The organism is Buttiauxella cochleicola, from assembly GCF_021282435.1.
GTDB classification, from domain to species: Bacteria; Pseudomonadota; Gammaproteobacteria; order Enterobacterales; family Enterobacteriaceae; genus Buttiauxella; species Buttiauxella massiliensis.
In genome coordinates this window covers 393,827-409,662 of record NZ_JAJSOT010000002.1, presented here as the reverse complement: position 1 = coordinate 409,662, position 15,836 = coordinate 393,827, and the positions used below count along the sequence as shown (strand labels likewise).

General features: G+C 52.3%; 18 protein-coding genes and 1 pseudogene. 11 read left to right on the top strand and 8 right to left on the bottom strand.

The features are described 5' to 3' along the window. The first annotated feature begins 138 nt into the window (after positions 1-138). The 8 genes from cstA to LVQ77_RS07650 all read left to right on the top strand — a co-directional run bounded on the left by cstA (position 139) and on the right by LVQ77_RS07650 (position 6,764). Positions 139-2,244 (top strand): pyruvate/proton symporter CstA, encoded by a 2,106-nt coding sequence (gene cstA, locus LVQ77_RS07685; RefSeq protein ID WP_232904222.1) that lies wholly within the window; start codon positions 139-141, stop codon positions 2,242-2,244. A gap of 53 nt (positions 2,245-2,297) precedes the next feature. Beyond that, positions 2,298-2,495: a YbdD/YjiX family protein gene (locus LVQ77_RS07680; protein ID WP_232904112.1), complete on the top strand. Its 198-nt coding sequence runs from the start codon at positions 2,298-2,300 to the stop codon at positions 2,493-2,495. Between the two features lie 15 nt (positions 2,496-2,510). Further along, positions 2,511-3,533 carry a CobW family GTP-binding protein gene (locus tag LVQ77_RS07675; protein ID WP_232904111.1) on the top strand — a complete coding sequence of 341 codons (1,023 nt, stop codon included), beginning with the start codon at positions 2,511-2,513 and terminating at the stop codon, positions 3,531-3,533. A gap of 127 nt (positions 3,534-3,660) precedes the next feature. Further along, positions 3,661-3,762: an ilvB operon leader peptide IvbL gene (ivbL, locus tag LVQ77_RS07670; RefSeq protein ID WP_232904110.1), complete on the top strand. Its 102-nt coding sequence runs from the start codon at positions 3,661-3,663 to the stop codon at positions 3,760-3,762. A 111-nt stretch (positions 3,763-3,873) separates the two neighbouring features. Further along, positions 3,874-5,562, top strand: a complete 1,689-nt coding sequence (gene ilvB, locus LVQ77_RS07665; protein WP_232904109.1) for an acetolactate synthase large subunit — start codon at positions 3,874-3,876, stop codon at positions 5,560-5,562. A 3-nt stretch (positions 5,563-5,565) separates the two neighbouring features. After that, positions 5,566-5,847, top strand: coding sequence for an acetolactate synthase small subunit (gene ilvN, locus LVQ77_RS07660; RefSeq protein WP_151994831.1), 282 nt, complete (start codon positions 5,566-5,568; stop codon positions 5,845-5,847). Between the two features lie 261 nt (positions 5,848-6,108). Then, positions 6,109-6,372 (top strand): antitoxin, encoded by a 264-nt coding sequence (locus LVQ77_RS07655; protein ID WP_232904108.1) that lies wholly within the window; start codon positions 6,109-6,111, stop codon positions 6,370-6,372. Positions 6,373-6,374: 2 nt separating this feature from the next. Then, entirely contained in the window at positions 6,375-6,764 is a 390-nt protein-coding gene (locus tag LVQ77_RS07650) for a type II toxin-antitoxin system VapC family toxin (protein ID WP_232904107.1), read from the top strand. Positions 6,765-6,815: 51 nt separating this feature from the next. Here the strand turns inward: LVQ77_RS07650 and LVQ77_RS07645 are convergent, their stop codons facing one another. The 3 genes from LVQ77_RS07645 to LVQ77_RS07635 form a co-directional block, all read right to left on the bottom strand. Beyond that, positions 6,816-7,568: an anti-sigma factor family protein gene (locus tag LVQ77_RS07645; protein ID WP_232904106.1), complete on the bottom strand. Its 753-nt coding sequence runs from the start codon at positions 7,566-7,568 to the stop codon at positions 6,816-6,818. After that, positions 7,565-8,014 (bottom strand): RNA polymerase sigma factor, encoded by a 450-nt coding sequence (locus tag LVQ77_RS07640; protein ID WP_232864287.1) that lies wholly within the window; start codon positions 8,012-8,014, stop codon positions 7,565-7,567. Before LVQ77_RS07640 ends, LVQ77_RS07645 begins: the two co-directional genes overlap by 4 nt. An 87-nt stretch (positions 8,015-8,101) precedes the next feature. Further along, positions 8,102-8,635 (bottom strand): tetratricopeptide repeat protein, encoded by a 534-nt coding sequence (locus LVQ77_RS07635; protein WP_232904105.1) that lies wholly within the window; start codon positions 8,633-8,635, stop codon positions 8,102-8,104. 156 nt (positions 8,636-8,791) lie between these two features. On the opposite strand from LVQ77_RS07635, the gene LVQ77_RS07630 reads away from it, so the two are divergent. The 3 genes from LVQ77_RS07630 (at position 8,792) to LVQ77_RS07620 (ending at position 10,055) form a co-directional block, all read left to right on the top strand. Next, positions 8,792-9,220 carry an OsmC family protein gene (locus LVQ77_RS07630; protein WP_034456864.1) on the top strand — a complete coding sequence of 143 codons (429 nt, stop codon included), beginning with the start codon at positions 8,792-8,794 and terminating at the stop codon, positions 9,218-9,220. A 213-nt stretch (positions 9,221-9,433) separates the two neighbouring features. Beyond that, a complete protein-coding gene (locus LVQ77_RS07625; protein WP_232904104.1) occupies positions 9,434-9,763 on the top strand; it encodes a type II toxin-antitoxin system RelE/ParE family toxin in 330 nt (109 codons plus the stop codon). Further along, positions 9,753-10,055, top strand: coding sequence for a helix-turn-helix domain-containing transcriptional regulator (locus tag LVQ77_RS07620; protein WP_232864197.1), 303 nt, complete (start codon positions 9,753-9,755; stop codon positions 10,053-10,055). The genes LVQ77_RS07625 and LVQ77_RS07620 overlap by 11 nt, the downstream gene beginning before the upstream one ends. Before the next feature lie 43 nt (positions 10,056-10,098). On the opposite strand, the gene lldD is transcribed toward LVQ77_RS07620, so the two are convergent. The 5 genes and pseudogenes from lldD to LVQ77_RS07595 form a co-directional block, all read right to left on the bottom strand. Further along, a complete protein-coding gene (gene lldD / locus LVQ77_RS07615) occupies positions 10,099-11,280 on the bottom strand; it encodes an FMN-dependent L-lactate dehydrogenase LldD (protein ID WP_151994839.1) in 1,182 nt (393 codons plus the stop codon). Beyond that, positions 11,277-12,062, bottom strand: a complete 786-nt coding sequence (gene lldR, locus LVQ77_RS07610; RefSeq protein WP_151994840.1) for a transcriptional regulator LldR — start codon at positions 12,060-12,062, stop codon at positions 11,277-11,279. The genes lldD and lldR overlap by 4 nt, the downstream gene beginning before the upstream one ends. Next, a complete protein-coding gene (lldP, locus tag LVQ77_RS07605) occupies positions 12,062-13,717 on the bottom strand; it encodes an L-lactate permease (RefSeq protein ID WP_232904103.1) in 1,656 nt (551 codons plus the stop codon). The genes lldR and lldP overlap by 1 nt, the downstream gene beginning before the upstream one ends. Before the next feature lie 275 nt (positions 13,718-13,992). Further along, a pseudogene (locus LVQ77_RS07600) lies at positions 13,993-15,345 on the bottom strand (PepSY-associated TM helix domain-containing protein); the annotation flags it as partial. A gap of 41 nt (positions 15,346-15,386) precedes the next feature. Continuing rightward, the gene (locus LVQ77_RS07595; RefSeq protein WP_255666841.1) at positions 15,387-15,812 is read right to left on the bottom strand and encodes a DUF2946 domain-containing protein; all 426 of its coding nucleotides are present in this window, start codon (positions 15,810-15,812) and stop codon (positions 15,387-15,389) included. Positions 15,813-15,836 lie beyond the last annotated feature (24 nt).

The window sequence follows — 15,836 nt, the reverse complement described above, 5'->3', positions numbered from 1 at the left end:
CCCGTAACAAGCTGATGTAAATCCCTGGTCAAACCACTGTATTCCAATGTTTCAATGTTGTTAAATCCACGCGCTTGTTCTAGAACAAAACGGTAGTACCGTCTGCCTCTACCTCTGGCTCTACACATGGAAAACAATATGAATAATCCAGGGAAACACCTCATATGGGCTGTGCTTGCACTGATAGGTGCATTCGCGCTCGGCTATATCGCACTCAATCGTGGCGAGCAGATAAACGCATTGTGGATTGTGGTTGCTGCAATCTGCGTTTACCTCATCGCTTATCGTTACTACGGCCTGTTTATCGCTAAACGAGTCTTAACTGTTGATGCCACACGTATGACGCCAGCCGTGCGCCATAACGATGGCCTGGACTACGTACCAACCGACAAAAAAGTGCTGTTCGGTCACCACTTTGCTGCGATTGCTGGTGCGGGGCCGCTTGTCGGGCCGGTACTTGCCGCGCAAATGGGTTACTTGCCTGGTATGCTCTGGTTGCTGGCGGGTGTGGTGTTGGCCGGGGCAGTACAAGATTTTATGGTGCTGTTTGTCTCAACCCGTCGTGACGGGCGCTCGCTGGGCGAACTGGTGAAAGAAGAGATGGGCAACACGGCGGGCGTTATCGCGCTGGTGGCCTGCTTTATGATCATGGTTATCATCCTCGCGGTGCTGGCGATGATTGTGGTGAAAGCGCTGACCCATAGCCCGTGGGGGACATACACCGTGGCGTTCACCATTCCGCTGGCGTTGTTTATGGGTGTCTATATCCGCTACCTGCGCCCGGGCCGCATTGGTGAAGTGTCGGTCATCGGTCTGGTTATGCTGATATTTGCCATTATTTCTGGCGGTTGGGTTGCCGAAAGCCCAACCTGGGCACCGTACTTTGACTTTACCGGTGTACAGCTGACCTGGATGCTGGTGGGTTATGGTTTTGTCGCCGCAGTTCTGCCGGTCTGGCTGCTGCTTGCACCGCGTGATTACCTCTCCACCTTCCTGAAAATCGGCACCATTATCGGCCTGGCGATTGGTATTTTGATCATGCGTCCGACGCTGCAAATGCCATCACTCACCAAATTCATTGACGGTACTGGCCCGGTCTGGACCGGCGACTTGTTCCCGTTCTTGTTTATCACCATTGCGTGCGGTGCGGTTTCTGGCTTCCACGCGCTGATTGCTTCTGGCACCACGCCGAAAATGCTGGCTAACGAAAACCAGGCTTGCTTCATCGGTTACGGTGGCATGTTGATGGAATCGTTTGTGGCGATTATGGCGCTGGTGGCGGCCTGTGTTATCGACCCTGGCGTCTACTTCGCGATGAACAGCCCGATGGCGGTTCTGGCTCCGGCAGGGACTGTCGATGTCGTTGCATCTGCGGCAAGCGTTGTCAGTAGTTGGGGCTTCCATATTACTCCGGAAACCTTAACCAACATTGCCAATGAAGTGGGCGAGCAAAGCATTATCTCGCGTGCGGGCGGTGCACCAACGCTTGCGGTTGGGATGGCGTACATTCTGCATGGTGCGTTGGGCGGCCTGATGGATGTGTCGTTCTGGTATCACTTTGCCATTCTGTTTGAAGCTCTGTTTATTTTGACAGCAGTCGATGCCGGTACGCGTGCGGCACGCTTTATGCTGCAAGACTTGCTGGGCGTAATTTCCCCAAGCCTCAAGCGTACTGACTCGTTGCCTGCGAACTTACTGGCGACGGCGCTTTGCGTGCTGGCATGGGGTTACTTCCTGCATCAGGGTGTTGTTGACCCACTCGGCGGTATTAACACGTTGTGGCCTCTGTTTGGTATCGCCAACCAGATGCTGGCAGGCATGGCGCTGATGCTGTGTGCGGTAGTGCTGTTTAAGATGAAGAAGCAGAAATATGCCTGGGTGGCACTGGTGCCAACGGCCTGGCTGCTGTTCTGTACGCTGACGGCTGGCTGGCAAAAGGCGTTCAGCGACAACCCGAAAGTGGGCTTCCTGGCTATCGCTAATAAGTTCCAGGCGATGATCGACAGCGGCAATATTCCTGCGCAATACACTCAGTCTCAGCTTACCCAACTGGTGTTTAACAACCGTCTGGATGCTGGGTTGACCATCTTCTTTATGGTAGTTGTGGTGGTGATTGGTCTGTTTGCGATTAAAACTGCGCGCCAGGCGCTGAGATCGGATACGCCAACGGCGAAAGAAACGCCTTACCAGAAGATGCCTGAAGACGTTGAGCAGATTGTTGCGCAGGCGAAAAGCGCGCACTAAGCCATTCATCCATCTCCCCGTAAGGGGAGGTGGATTTTACGCCCGGAGCTACCATGTTTGACACACTCGCTAAAGCTGGAAAATATCTCGGCCAGGCCGCTAAATTGATGGTTGGCCTACCTGATTACGACAACTACGTACAACACATTCGTCTGACCCATCCAGAGCAGACGCCGATGACTTACGAAGAGTTTTTCCGTGAGCGTCAGGATGCGCGCTACGGCGGAAAAGGCGGCGCTCGCTGCTGCTAATCTAAGGAATTTGACATGAATCAAGCGGTATCTGTCACTCTATTAACGGGTTTTCTCGGCTCAGGGAAAACCACGCTGCTTAACTATTTTCTCGCCCATTCCGACAACGCCCCCGTCGCTATTCTTGAAAACGAATTTGGTGCAGTAAACATTGATGGCGCATTGCTCAGAGGCGGTGAAAACGTCAACGTTGTGGAACTCAGTAATGGCTGTGTCTGTTGCAGCGTGCGTGGGGAGTTCACTGCCGCATTAAGAGAAATGCTGGAAAAACGTGCGGCCGGAAAGCTGAAATTTGATCGTCTGATTGTTGAAACCACGGGCCTTGCTGACCCGGCGCCTATCGTCCAGACCTTCTTTGTTGATGAACACCTGCGTGAAGCGTTGCGCCTGGATGCCGTTATCGCACTTGCCGATGCCGAACATATCTCACGCCAGCTTGATGAGCATGCAGTTGCTGCGTCACAGCTTGGCTTTGCCGATCGTATTTTGCTGACGAAAGCGGATCGTGTTGACGAAGAGACAAAACAGCTGGCGCTGGATCGGATTAATCGGATCAATAACAAAGCGGATCTGTTTGAGATCGTAAACGGTGAATGTCCGGAAGAGTTTTGGCTTGATCTTAACGCTTTTGAACTCACTGATAATATCGATATGGCCACAGGGTTCCATGTGATTCGCGCTGATGCCAGCCACCCCGATCGTTTCCAGCCGTTCCGTAAAATGCCTGCCAAACGCTCCTGGGATGATGCCATTCAGGCCCATGTTTTTGATGCCGGAATGCTGGATGTGAAAAAAATCGGCGCGTTTATGGAAAGCTGCATCGCGCGTTTTGGCAATGACATGCTGCGCTACAAAGGCGTGTTGGCAATAGCCGATCACCCACAGCGCTTAATTGTGCAGGGCGTACATAAAGTGGTGGGTTTTGATTATGGCTCGATGTGGCACCCATCTGAATCGCGAGTATCGCGCTTAGTGATTATCGGGCGTTACCTGCCGATTGATGAGTTGCGTCAGGAGTTTGCTGCAACAACCATTTAAACGCTGAAACGCGGATGTGATCTTCCGCACGATTTTCATCCATGGCGAATAAAGCTGTTGTGCGAAACGAAGCAGTATGTTTGTATGAAATTCGCTGTTAAAAACACACAACACATTCAGGACCCAAATGACAACTAACCTGCACACATCAGCCCTACTACTAACCGTGCTACCAGCCGCGGTGGTCGTCGTGCGTGTGGTGGTGGTCGTCGTCGGCAATGCGCCGTAGGGTCTGAATCAACACAACGATTCCAAAACCCCGCCGGCGCAAACCGGGCGGGGTTTCTTGTTTTAGTCCCCCGGCCAAAAGCGAAACGGCATAAGAAGAAGGACTGGAGCAATGGCAATTTCGGAAAACCCACCGCAAGCAAACCGTATTACGGGTGCACAATTAATTGTGCAAATGCTTGAACATCATGGCATCACCACCGTTAGCGGTATTCCCGGTGGCACCGTTCTGCCGCTCTACAACGCACTGAGTAAAAGCCAAAAAATCCGCCACATTCTGGCGCGCCACGAACAAGGTGCGGGCTTTATGGCGCAGGGCATGGCACGAACGCAGGGCAAAGCGGCGGTGTGCATCGCCTGTAGCGGTCCTGGAGCGACAAATCTGGTCACCGCTATTGCCGATGCGCGACTCGATTCCATCCCGCTGGTATGCATCACCGGCCAGGTGCCGAAATCGATGATCGGCACCGACGCATTCCAGGAAGTCGATACCTACGGCATCTCCATTCCTATCACCAAACACAACTATCTGGTTCGCGATATTGCTGAACTACCGCAGGTAATTTGCGACGCGTTTCGCATTGCTGAATCTGGCCGCCCAGGCCCAGTCTGGATTGATATTCCAAAAGATGTGCAGACCGCAGAAATTGATATTAGCGAGTTGCCGTCTGTTTCCGCACACACTCCTGCACCACAATTTGAAGCCCAACAAATTGCCGATGCTGCCGCGATGATTAATCAGGCACAGCGCCCGGTGCTGTACCTTGGTGGCGGGGTGATTAATGCCCATGCTGATGCGCGTGCACTGGCCGAAAAAGCTAATCTGCCAACCACAATGACGTTAATGGCGCTGGGCACTGTTCCGGCGAAACACCCGTTATCGTTGGGTATGTTGGGTATGCACGGTGCTCGAAGCACCAACTACATTTTGCAGGAAGCGGATTTGCTGATTGTTTTGGGCGCGCGTTTTGATGACCGCGCGATTGGTAAAACCGAAGAGTTCTGCCCGAACGCGAAAATCATTCATGTTGATATCGACCGTGCTGAGCTGGGTAAAATCAAACAGGCTCATGTTGCCATTCGCGCTGATGTGGGTGAAGTGCTGGAACAATTATTGCCAAAAATTGACGCCAAACCACGCGAGGAATGGCTGCAACAAGTGGCTGGTTTGCAGCATGAATTCCCGTTCAATATGCCTGGTGCAGATAACCCGTTAACGCCGTACGGCCTGATTAACGCAGCCGCCGCCTGTGTGGATGATGAAGCGGTGATTACCACCGACGTTGGCCAGCACCAGATGTGGGTGGCTCAGGCCTATCCGCTGAACCGACCGCGCCAGTGGCTGACTTCTGGCGGCCTGGGCACCATGGGCTTTGGCCTGCCTGCGGCGGTAGGAGCGGCATTAGCTGAACCGAATCGCAAAGTGCTGTGCTTCACTGGCGATGGCAGCATCATGATGAATATTCAGGAAATGGCGACCGCTGCGGAACATAATCTGGATGTAAAAATCATTTTGCTCAACAACCAGGCTTTGGGGCTGGTGCATCAACAACAAACATTGTTCTATCAACAAAATGTCTTTGCTGCGACCTATTCAGGGCAGACTAATTTCCTGAAAATCGCCGAAGGTTTTGGTCTCGCGACCTGCGATTTGAACGCAGCCGAAAACCCGCAACAGGCGCTGCAAGAGGCGATTTCACGACCTGGCCCATGCCTGATTCACGTGCGCATAGATGCCAGCGAAAAAGTATTCCCGATGGTGCCGCCAGGCGCTGCCAATATTGAGATGATTGGAGAGTAAGCGATGCAACAACTAACCGTTATTCTGGAACTTACGGTGCGTAACCATCCGGGCGTGATGTCTCACATTTGTGGCCTGTTTGCCCGCCGTGCGTTCAACGTTGAAGGCATTCTCTGCCTTCCGCTAGCGCAGGGCGACCAAAGCCGAATCTGGCTACAAGTGGCGGACGACCAGCGCCTTGAGCAAATGATTAGCCAAATCGACAAGCTTGAAGATGTGGTGCAAATCAGGCGTGATGCCGATGGCGCAGGCGTATTTGGCAAGTTGACTGCTTTAGTTCAGTAGCATATCAGGGTGGGTAAATGGTCAGTTTACCCACCCTGATTTTGAGCCATTCATCATTCCGGGCTGCAATGCCGCGTTGTTATTTTCATAATCCTGAAAGCTTCTCGCAAAACAATAATTCCGTCGAAATAAAGCCAGGCTGATTGTATAAATCCAGGGTAGTGTTGCCCTCGAAAACGTTAATTGAATATAAAGTGAGCTTGGCGAATGTATGTCTCTGGCATATGCTATGGCATAGGTCATTAAGTGCCAGGAGATACTATGGAACGCGTTGCGAAGCTTTTTAAAAACGGCAGAAACCAGGCGGTGAGGTTACCGGTGGAGTTTGAGTTTGATACCGACAGGGTGTATATCCGCAAAGACAAGGAGGGAAACGTGATTCTTTCAAAAAATCCAGCTAAACCAGAAGGATGGGAAAACGTTTTTGCTTTAGTTAAGAAAGCAAAAGTGTCGGATACGTTCCTTGATGAACAAGAGCGTAACCAGAGTATTGCTGACAGAGATCCCTTTGCAGGGATGGACTGATCATGTACATGCTCGATACCAACACGGTGAGCTATCTTTTCCGTCAGCATCCTAAAGTGATAGAAAAGCTTGCTCAAACGCGGCCTGTAGAAGTGTGCATTTCTAGTATCACGGAGGCTGAGCTGTTGTATGGCGTTGCTAAACGCCAGAGTAAAACTCTGGCTGCAGCGGTACAGGGGTTTTTGGAAACAGTATCGGTCTACGCCTGGGATAGTGAAGCGGCAAAAAGCTACGGCCAATTACGAGCGGCGATGGAAAAGAAAGGCAAAGTATTGGGCCATCTTGACCAGTTAATTGCCGCGCATGCACTGAGCCGAAACGCCACGCTGATAACCAGCGATCGTACCTTTACTATGGTGGCGCGGTTGCGTGTCGAAGACTGGGCGGTTTAAGTATGCGCTTTGCAAATTTTGCATGTGGGCAAGCAAAGCTGTCTGCCTGAACTAAGCACCAATTGTACTTTGTAACCGCTCAGCAACTTGACTAACTTGTTCCTCAGTACCATGCCCAATCACCATAAACTGGTGGTTCGCACTTGCCCAATAAACAATATTCATGCCGAGCCGTTGTTCGTTCATCTTTTGCATCCCGCGGCCAGTATTTTTTGTAATGCATAACGCCATTGGGCCATGCACTTCATCAAGCCAGGTAATTTGCGCAATTTTCTGGTCGTCATAAGCCAGCACTCGCGCGTTCTTTAATACTGCACCTGGTAACGACAGACTCGAAGAGGAAAGAACAAGGCCTAGCTGTTCGCCTGTTGTCTGCAATTGCGCATCCATAGCCTGGTTTGATGGCGTTTCTGCCAGTGTTTCCGGCGTATAAAGCGCCATATACTGCGCCACTAATTCGCGCCAGTTATCTTCGGGTTGCGTTAAATGAATAATCACCCGATCGCCAATCACGCCAAGTGCCAGGAAACCGACTGCGGCCGCGATCAAATGGCGTCGCGAAACCCCTGAGGTTTTGCGAATTTCAGGAGGGAGCCGCTGTTGTAATCGCTTAGCTGGGGCCATCTCCAGTAGTGGTTCAAAAGCCGTTTTAAAAGGCAGATTGCTTCGCTCCAGTAGAGCCAGGCGCTGAGCAAGAGCGTCGTCCTCAAACAGCCTGCTTTCCAGAACTTTGCGCTGTGCATCACTGAGCTCATTATCCAGATACGCCACCAGCATTTCGTCCGAACCCAGCGGAAGTCTCATGATTTCTCTCCTTTGATTTGCGGCGAATTTGGCTGGAGTGCGCTGTCTCTTGCAAGCGTGAGACGCGCCGTGGAAAGGCGGCTCATTACCGTTCCAACAGGCACATTCAACACTACTGCTGCTTCCTGGTATGACAACTCCTCTACGTATACCAAAAAAACGGTATTTCGCTGGGCTTCGGGTAGGCGATTAACTCGTTTCATCACATCGTTTGACCAAATAGGGTCATCACTGTTTTCAGTTCCGGGCAGTTCATCCACATCAACAAAACCTTGCCCGCGGCGAATTTGCTGGGCCCGCACTTCATTAATCCAGATCGAATGCAAAATAGAGAACAGCCAGCGGTCCATCCGACTGCCAGCAACGTATTGTGAGGCGCGTTCCAGTGCCCGCACACAGGTAGCCTGAACGAGATCGTCCGCCACATCCCGCTTATGTGAAAGCACCAGGGCGTAACGCCACAAACGGGAGAGGTAGTGGGCTATTTCGTTGCGTATTGTCTCGCTGCTGATTTTTGCCTCCACAGGCGAATATCAGGATTCCGGATGACCGTCGATGGCTGCTGCAAGGTCACGATATTCTTCGCAACCGACACCGCACAGCGTTTTGATAGTCGCAAGCTGCTCACGTGCTAAATCAGGACGATTTTTGATCATGTAGGCTTCGCCCAGATATTCACGAACCTTTGGATATTTGGGATCGAGCGCTACAGATTTTAAATAATAGCTGATGCCTTCATCGGTGCGGCCAAGCTTGCGAGTGGCGTAGCCTCGATAGTTTAGCGCTTCGGCAGTGTTGGGATCTTTTAGCGTGTTGAGCATATCCAGAGCTTCTTGATAACGACCCGCTTTTGCCAGCGCGTAGGCGTAATCGGTACGCGCTTCATCGCCAATCATCCCGCCTTTATCGACCATGCAGGTTTTGGTTTTCGAGTCATAAATTTGCCCTTTCGGACAGGTTGGCGGGGTGGGTTCGTCACTGCTGCCACCCATCGCCTGGGCATAGCCTGAAAGTAATAAGAAGCTGCTCGCAATAGCAGGTAACAACCAGGGAGAAAAACGGTTCATGGTAAAGCCCTCGTGGTGTTCGGTATGCAGTGAACACTTGAGGGTGAGGATTTATTCGATTTATTTTTACGCGGTAAGGATTGCTCTTAGTTGCCAGGCAGACCTGTATTCAACTTCTATACTTATGCTTTGCGTAAATAAAACAGGAGCACAAAGATGACGATTCATAAGAAAGGGCAGGCTCACTGGGAAGGTGACATTAAACGCGGTAAAGGCACCGTCTCTACCGAGAGCGGCGCATTGAAAGAACAGCCATATGGTTTTAATACCCGCTTTGAAGGCGCAGCCGGTACCAATCCAGAAGAGCTAATTGGTGCCGCACATGCAGCCTGTTTCTCGATGGCGCTCTCGCTGATGCTTGGCGAAGAGGGCTACACAGCAGAAAGCATTGATACAGTAGCCGATGTTTCACTGGATAAAACCGATGGTGGTTTTGCTATCACCAAAATAGCGTTAACCAGCACGGTAAAAGTGCCGAATGCAGATAGCGCGAAGTTCGACAAAATCATTCAGAAAGCCAAAGCCGGTTGTCCGGTTTCACAATTGATGAAAGCTGAAATTACCCTCGATTACAAACTCAATTAACGTTCTACAAACGCTGTCCCGATGAATTTCGGCGGCAGCGTTGCTCCATTTATTTCCATCCTGGAAGATATGCCGCAAAGCTGAAACACCCCTTCGAACTTCTCTCGCTGTATTCATTGGTCCTGCTGTAGCCTGCTGCGCAATAAGCTTTTTCGCGCAAAATTTATTCATTGATCGCTGTGGTATTTAAGCTACAATTGAGGGGCTTCAGGGATGAACATCATTAAGTATTTCAGGCTGCAAAATGGCAGGGTTCCATTTGATGAGTGGTTAAGGGTGTTAAGGGATGTACGCGCTAAAACAAAGATCGTACAACGAATTGACCAGTTAGCGCTCAATAACCCAGGTGACCATAAGCCTTGCAGGCAAGGCGTTTGGGAAATGCGCATTGATGAATGGCCGGGCTACAGAATTTATTACGCCCATGAAGGCAAGAATACTTATCTGTTACTGCTCGGTGGTGACAAACGCAAGCAGCAAGCAGATATCGACCAGGCAGTGGCGTGGTGGCAAGAACATCGGGAGTCAGAAAATGAAATTTAACGAGTTTGACCAAACTGTTATTGAAATGCTTCAAGAAGATCCCGCCTTTGCCGTTGAATATATAAAAGGGGCATTTGCGGGTCTGGATGAAGAAAACGGTGAAGTGTTATTCCTGCTCGCTTTACGCCGCCTTGTTGAAGCTCGGGGCGGGGTGAGCAAAATTGCAGCCGAAACCAAACTGAACCGCGAAACGCTCTACAGAACGCTTTCCTCACGCGGCAACCCGACCATTAGCACTACTAAAAAAATCATTAATGCTGCTGGTATCAGTTTTGCGGAGCTGACGAATTAAGTGGAAATGCTCGCCACTTACAACCTGGCGAGCATCAGTTTATTTAAAACCCAACCGCCATGCTTTGTGGCGAAAGAATATCTTTAAGCCCTTCGCGCACCAGCAACTCAGGGCTGATTTCAGAGATAGATTTAGCACCGGTCAGCGTCATCGCCACGCGCATCTCTTTCTCGATTAAGTTCAGCAAGTTGGTGACACCTGCCTGGCCGTGAGTTGCCAGCGCATACAGATAAGCGCGGCCTAACAGGCAAGTATCGGCTCCGAGCGCAATCATGCGCACCACGTCCAGCCCACTGCGGATGCCGCTATCGGCAAGAATCGCGATATCACCTTTGACAGCGTCAGCAATGGCGGGTAGGGCGCGACACGATGACAGCACGCCGTCGAGCTGGCGGCCCCCGTGGTTTGACACCACAATCCCATCAGCCCCGAAACGTACCGCATCTTTGGCATCTTGCGGGTCGAGAATGCCCTTGATGATCATCGGGCCATCCCAGAACTCACGAATCCACTCCAGGTCACTCCAGGAAATCGACGGGTCGAAGTTATTTGCAAGCCAGCCAATATAATCTTCAAGCCCGGTCGGTTTACCCAGATAAGTTGAGATATTCCCTAAATCATGGGGGCGACCGTTCAGGCCGACATCCCACGCCCATTGCGGATGCGTCACGGCCTGCCAGTAACGACGAAGCGCGGCATGTTGCCCGCTCATACCGGAATGCGCATCGCGATAACGCGCACCTGGGGTCGGCATATCAACGGTAAACACCAGCGTCGAGCAGCCAGCGGCTTTGGCGCGCTCCAGCGCATTGCGCATAAAACCACGGTCTTTTAAAACATACAGCTGGAACCACATTGGTCGGTCAATGGCGGGTGCCACTTCTTCGATCGGGCAGACAGAAACGGTAGAAAGCGTAAACGGAATGCCTTTTGCGGCTGCCGCTTTTGCCGCCTGAACTTCACCACGGCGGGCATACATTCCGCACAAACCAACCGGTGCGAGCGCTACCGGCATCGATAGGGTTTCATTAAACAGTTTGGTCTCAAGGCTCAATGCCGACATGTTTTTCAATACGCGCTGCTTTAACGCCACCTGCGCCAGGTCATCAACGTTGCGACGCAGCGTGTGTTCGGCATAAGCCCCACCGTCAATATAATGGAACAGGAATGGCGGCAAAATGCGTTTTGCCGCGGCGCGGTAGTCTGATGCAGCTGAAATAATCATGGATTTTCGTCCCTTGTTACGTCGGTATCTTCATCGGGCAGGCGGGTGATTCGCGCCTGTCGGGCTTCATCTTCATGCAGGGTTTTAATCGTGGTATGGACAAACCCAAGGTGTGTTTTTGCGGCAGTGCGCGCACGTTCCGGGTCGCCTGCCAGAATGGCCTGCAACAGTTCGTTATGCTGTTCAGTTAGCCCGGCAAAAATTGCCGGTACGGTGTACATGCGCTGGCGGCTATGCATTACTGAGGATTGCAGCAGGTCAAAAAAACCGCGCATCGTCTGGAGCAATACGATGTTGTGAGAGGCTTCGGCAATTGCCAGGTGAAAGCGCACGTCGGCCTGGGCTGCGAGATCCGGGTCATCGCTCTCTTTAAATTTCACCGTCGCATCAAAGCAGGCGATGAGCTTCTCTTTATCGGCAGGTGTGGCCCGCTGAGCGGCGTACCACGCAGTGCTGGCTTCTATCGCGTGGCGCGCTTCTAAAATGTCGTAGCGGTAGTTGGGGTCATCTTCCACCAGCGTTTTCAGTGGCTGTACGATTCGTTGTTCAGACCACGCCTGAACTTCATAGCGCACAAAGGTGCCGCCGCCGCGACGGCTAATCAGAATGCCTTCGCTAATTAGCTTTTGAATCGCCTCGCGAATTGATGAGCGTGAGACGCCCATTTCAGCCGCAAGCTGGCGTTCGGCGGGCAACCGCATGCCCGCCTCCAGATTACGTTCGCTAATCAGTGCTTTTACGCGCTCGACCAGATGGTCGGCCAGGCGCAGGTGCGTCGTCATTAAGGGATCATCCAGGTTAAGACATAGGCCTGTAGTGTAGTAATTACGCCAACCATGCAGGTGAAAATCAGGCTGTGTTTAACGGTGAAGCGGAACAGATCCGACTCTCTACCCACAAGCCCTACTGCTGCACAGGCGATGGCGATAGATTGCGGCGAAATCATCTTCCCGGTGACGCCACCCGTGGTGTTGGCGGCAACCAGCAGCAAGTCCGACACGCCAATCTGTTGTGCGGTCGTGGCCTGCAACGCGGCGAACAAGGCGTTTGATGACGTATCTGAACCCGTCAGGAACACACCCAGCCAGCCAAGGAAAGGCGAGAAGAAAGTAAATGCGTGGCCAGTATGCGCCAACGCCAGAGCGAGCGTTGCCGAAAGGCCGGAGTAGTTGGAGATAAACGCGAATGCCAACACCATGCCGATGGAGTAAATCGGCAGCGCCAGCTCCTTGAGCGTTTCACCGAAGGTTTCGATGGCCGCTTTCGGTTTCATGCGCAGATAAACGATGGAGATGAGTGCTGCAACCAGAATCGCGGTGCCGGTTGCTGAGAACCAGTCAAATTTATACACCGCCGCGTAGGCCATGCTTTCGGCGACAACCGGTGGCATTTTGGCGACCATTTTGTCGAGGAATGGCACCGAGACGTTCAATACCCAATCAGCCATGGCACCACCTGGTGCAAACAGCGCTTTAAACGGCGGGATGCTCCAGAGTGTGACGGTTGCTGTCAGGAAGATAAACGGCATCCAGGCGCGAACCACCTGGCCGGCGGTGTAGTTTTTGCGAGCCAGCGTCTGATCGGTGACCGATGCGCCAATATCGCCAAAACGGAAGATGCGAACCGGCTTCCAGACGCGTAAGAAAGCGGTCAAGCAAACCAGTGAAACCAGCGAAGAGATAATGTCAGGAAGCTCTGGCCCTAAGAAGTTTGAGCTGAGGAATTGCGCTATGGCGAATGAACCACCCGCCACAATTACCGCAGGCCACGTCTCCTTAATACCGCGCCAGCCGTCCATAATCGCCATAATCCAGAACAGTACAATCATGGTCAGGAACGGCAACTGGCGGCCCACCATTTGGCCGATCTCAAAGCTATCGAGTCCGGTAACCTGGCCTGCGACAATAATGGGAATCCCCATCGCACCAAACGCTACTGGTGCGGTGTTCACTATCAGGCAAAGACCAGCGGCGTATAGCGGGTTAAAGCCGAGGCCAACCAGTAATGCGGCGGTAATCGCCACTGGCGCACCGAAACCCGCAGCCCCTTCAAGAAACGCGCCGAAGGAAAAACCGACGATCAGCATTTGCAGGCGCTGGTCAGGCGTAATGGAAAGAATCGACGAACGGATAATGTCGAACTGCCCGGTTTTTACTGAGATTTTATAGACAAAAACCGCGGCGATAATAATCCAGGCAATCGGCCAGAGTCCGTAGAAGAAGCCGTACACAACTGACGACAATGCGCGGTCAACCGGCATACGGTAGAAAAGTAACGCCACTAATAGCGCCAGGACCACGGTAATGGTGGCGGCGGTGTAGCCCTTCATACGCAGTTTAATCAGTGCGAAGAAGAAGAAAATAATCGGAATAGCGGCGATGAGGCTTGATAGCCATATGTTACCTGCGGGGTCATAGACTTGTTGCCAGGCTTGCATGCAGGACTCTCCAGAACGTGATGTGCTTATTATTTTTCGCTTAATTGGTAGGACCAATATTGCGATGTAGGGTAGATAATGCGTAAAGGTTAATCTTTTGTTAATTAATGGCAATATTGGTGTTGCGCTTTTTTGTCGTTATGCACAAAGAGGTCACGTTTTTGGCGGGATTGGTAGGACCAATATTTGTAGAGGGGAGGGCTGGAGAATACGATTTCCCCCTCGCCAGAAAGAGAGGGGGAAGGGAATTACGAAGTCTGCAATTTCAACGCGTTTTTGCGCCAGCGGCCAATATCAGCAACGATAAACAGCAACAGGCTGGCACCCATTACCGGCAGGCAGTAGCCAAAGAGCAGCGCGACAATCACCACTCCTGCACGCCACGCACCTGGCAGTGCAAGCCACGCTTCACTTAGCGTTTGTGCGGGGTTGCTCGCAGAAGCCGCCGGGCGTTTTAACCACCACATCCGGTAACCGAGAATCACCATCGCGCACAGACCAATGCCAAACGCTGCCAGCAATAGCTGGTTTGCCAGCCCGAAAAGCACACCCATATGAGCATCAATTCCCCAGCGCGTCAGTTTGGCAACCAGCGGGAAATCAGCAAACCAGGTGCGGTCAATCACCTTAAAACTGGTTGGATCGACTGCTGCGGTATCAACATGCGTCGGCCAGGCGCGGTCAATTTCGGTCACGGTCCAGGCCTTATCTGCCGAACGGGCTGAGCGAATTTCGATTTTACTCGATTCAATTCCGGCGCCACGAGCGGCTGCAAGTACCTGATCCCAGACACTGTCGTCTGTTTGCGGCATTACCATTCCCGGCATCATGGCATGATGTTCGGCGTGGGGATCGTGGTGCTGATGCCCGGTTTTTGGTGCCAGCGAGGTATTTACCTGCGGCGTCATCCAACCGAGCGTGCTGCGCATTTTGTCGATATTGCCGCCTGCCCACTGCGACCATGTCAGCCCGGTGGCAGAGAAAAACAGCAGGCCGAGCAGCAACGCAGCACCCAGCGTAATGTGCCAGTGGCGCGCTTTTCTTTGCGGGGTTTGCCGTACTTTTAACTTTCTTTTTGGCCGTGAGGTCAGCCACAACACCACGCCGCCAAGTGCTGCAACCCATAGCCAGGACGCAGCAAGCTCACTGTAAATTCTGCCGGTATCACCCAACAGCAATGCGCGATGGAATTGATCAATCCAGGTACGCAGTGGCAGCACACCGCTGGTGCCATACACCGTCATATCACCCTGAATGGCAAGTGTTGCAGGCGAGACAAAAATGGCACGAGATTCGGACTCACCAAGCGTCGAGTCAACAAACTGCACACGGGTGGTGTCGCCTGGATAAGGGGCAGGCCGTACGGCTGAGATGCTGGCATCGTTGCCAATATAATGGCGTGCAGCGCCTATTTGCTGCGAAAGCGATTGGTTTGGGCCGGTATCTGGCGTGCGCAAGGCTTCATGATAAAGCGCATTCTCAATTTGTGGCGTCAACACATATAGGGTGCCGGTAAGTGCTGCGATAAAAATAAACGGACCAACAAACAAGCCAATATAGAAATGCAGGCGACGCAAAAGCGTCAGCAGCGCGCCACGGCGGGCGAGCTGAGATTGATTCACAGACATGGTTATCTCCAGTACAACTGTGACGTTAAATGATGTTTGTATTAACGAGACAGTTCGACAGGAGGCGCGCGTGGCAGCGCTTCGGCATCGTCATGCTGGGGCAGACGCGCTGCGATAACCGGAGGAGGTGGCGCACGCGAAATACGCCACGCCAACCAGACAAAGGGAATAAATAGCCAGACGATCAGTGGGATATGCAGCAGAAGTTGGCAATACCCGCAGGCGATATCATCCATCAAGGAAGCGCCCGCGCCCGGCATCAAATGGGATGTGGTAGGCATTTCCATATTGCCCATCTCCATCATCATGCCGCCTGAATGGCTCATCACATGATGGTCACCATTCGCCGCCGCACGCCGCTGTTCCAGTGATTTTGAAATCACCGGGGCGATAAAAAGCATCGCCATCGCCAGTAAAGCGAGAGCAAAAGGCCATTTATGACGTGAAAGGGAGAAGAGTGACGGCAACCGGGCTATCTACCAAATACAGCA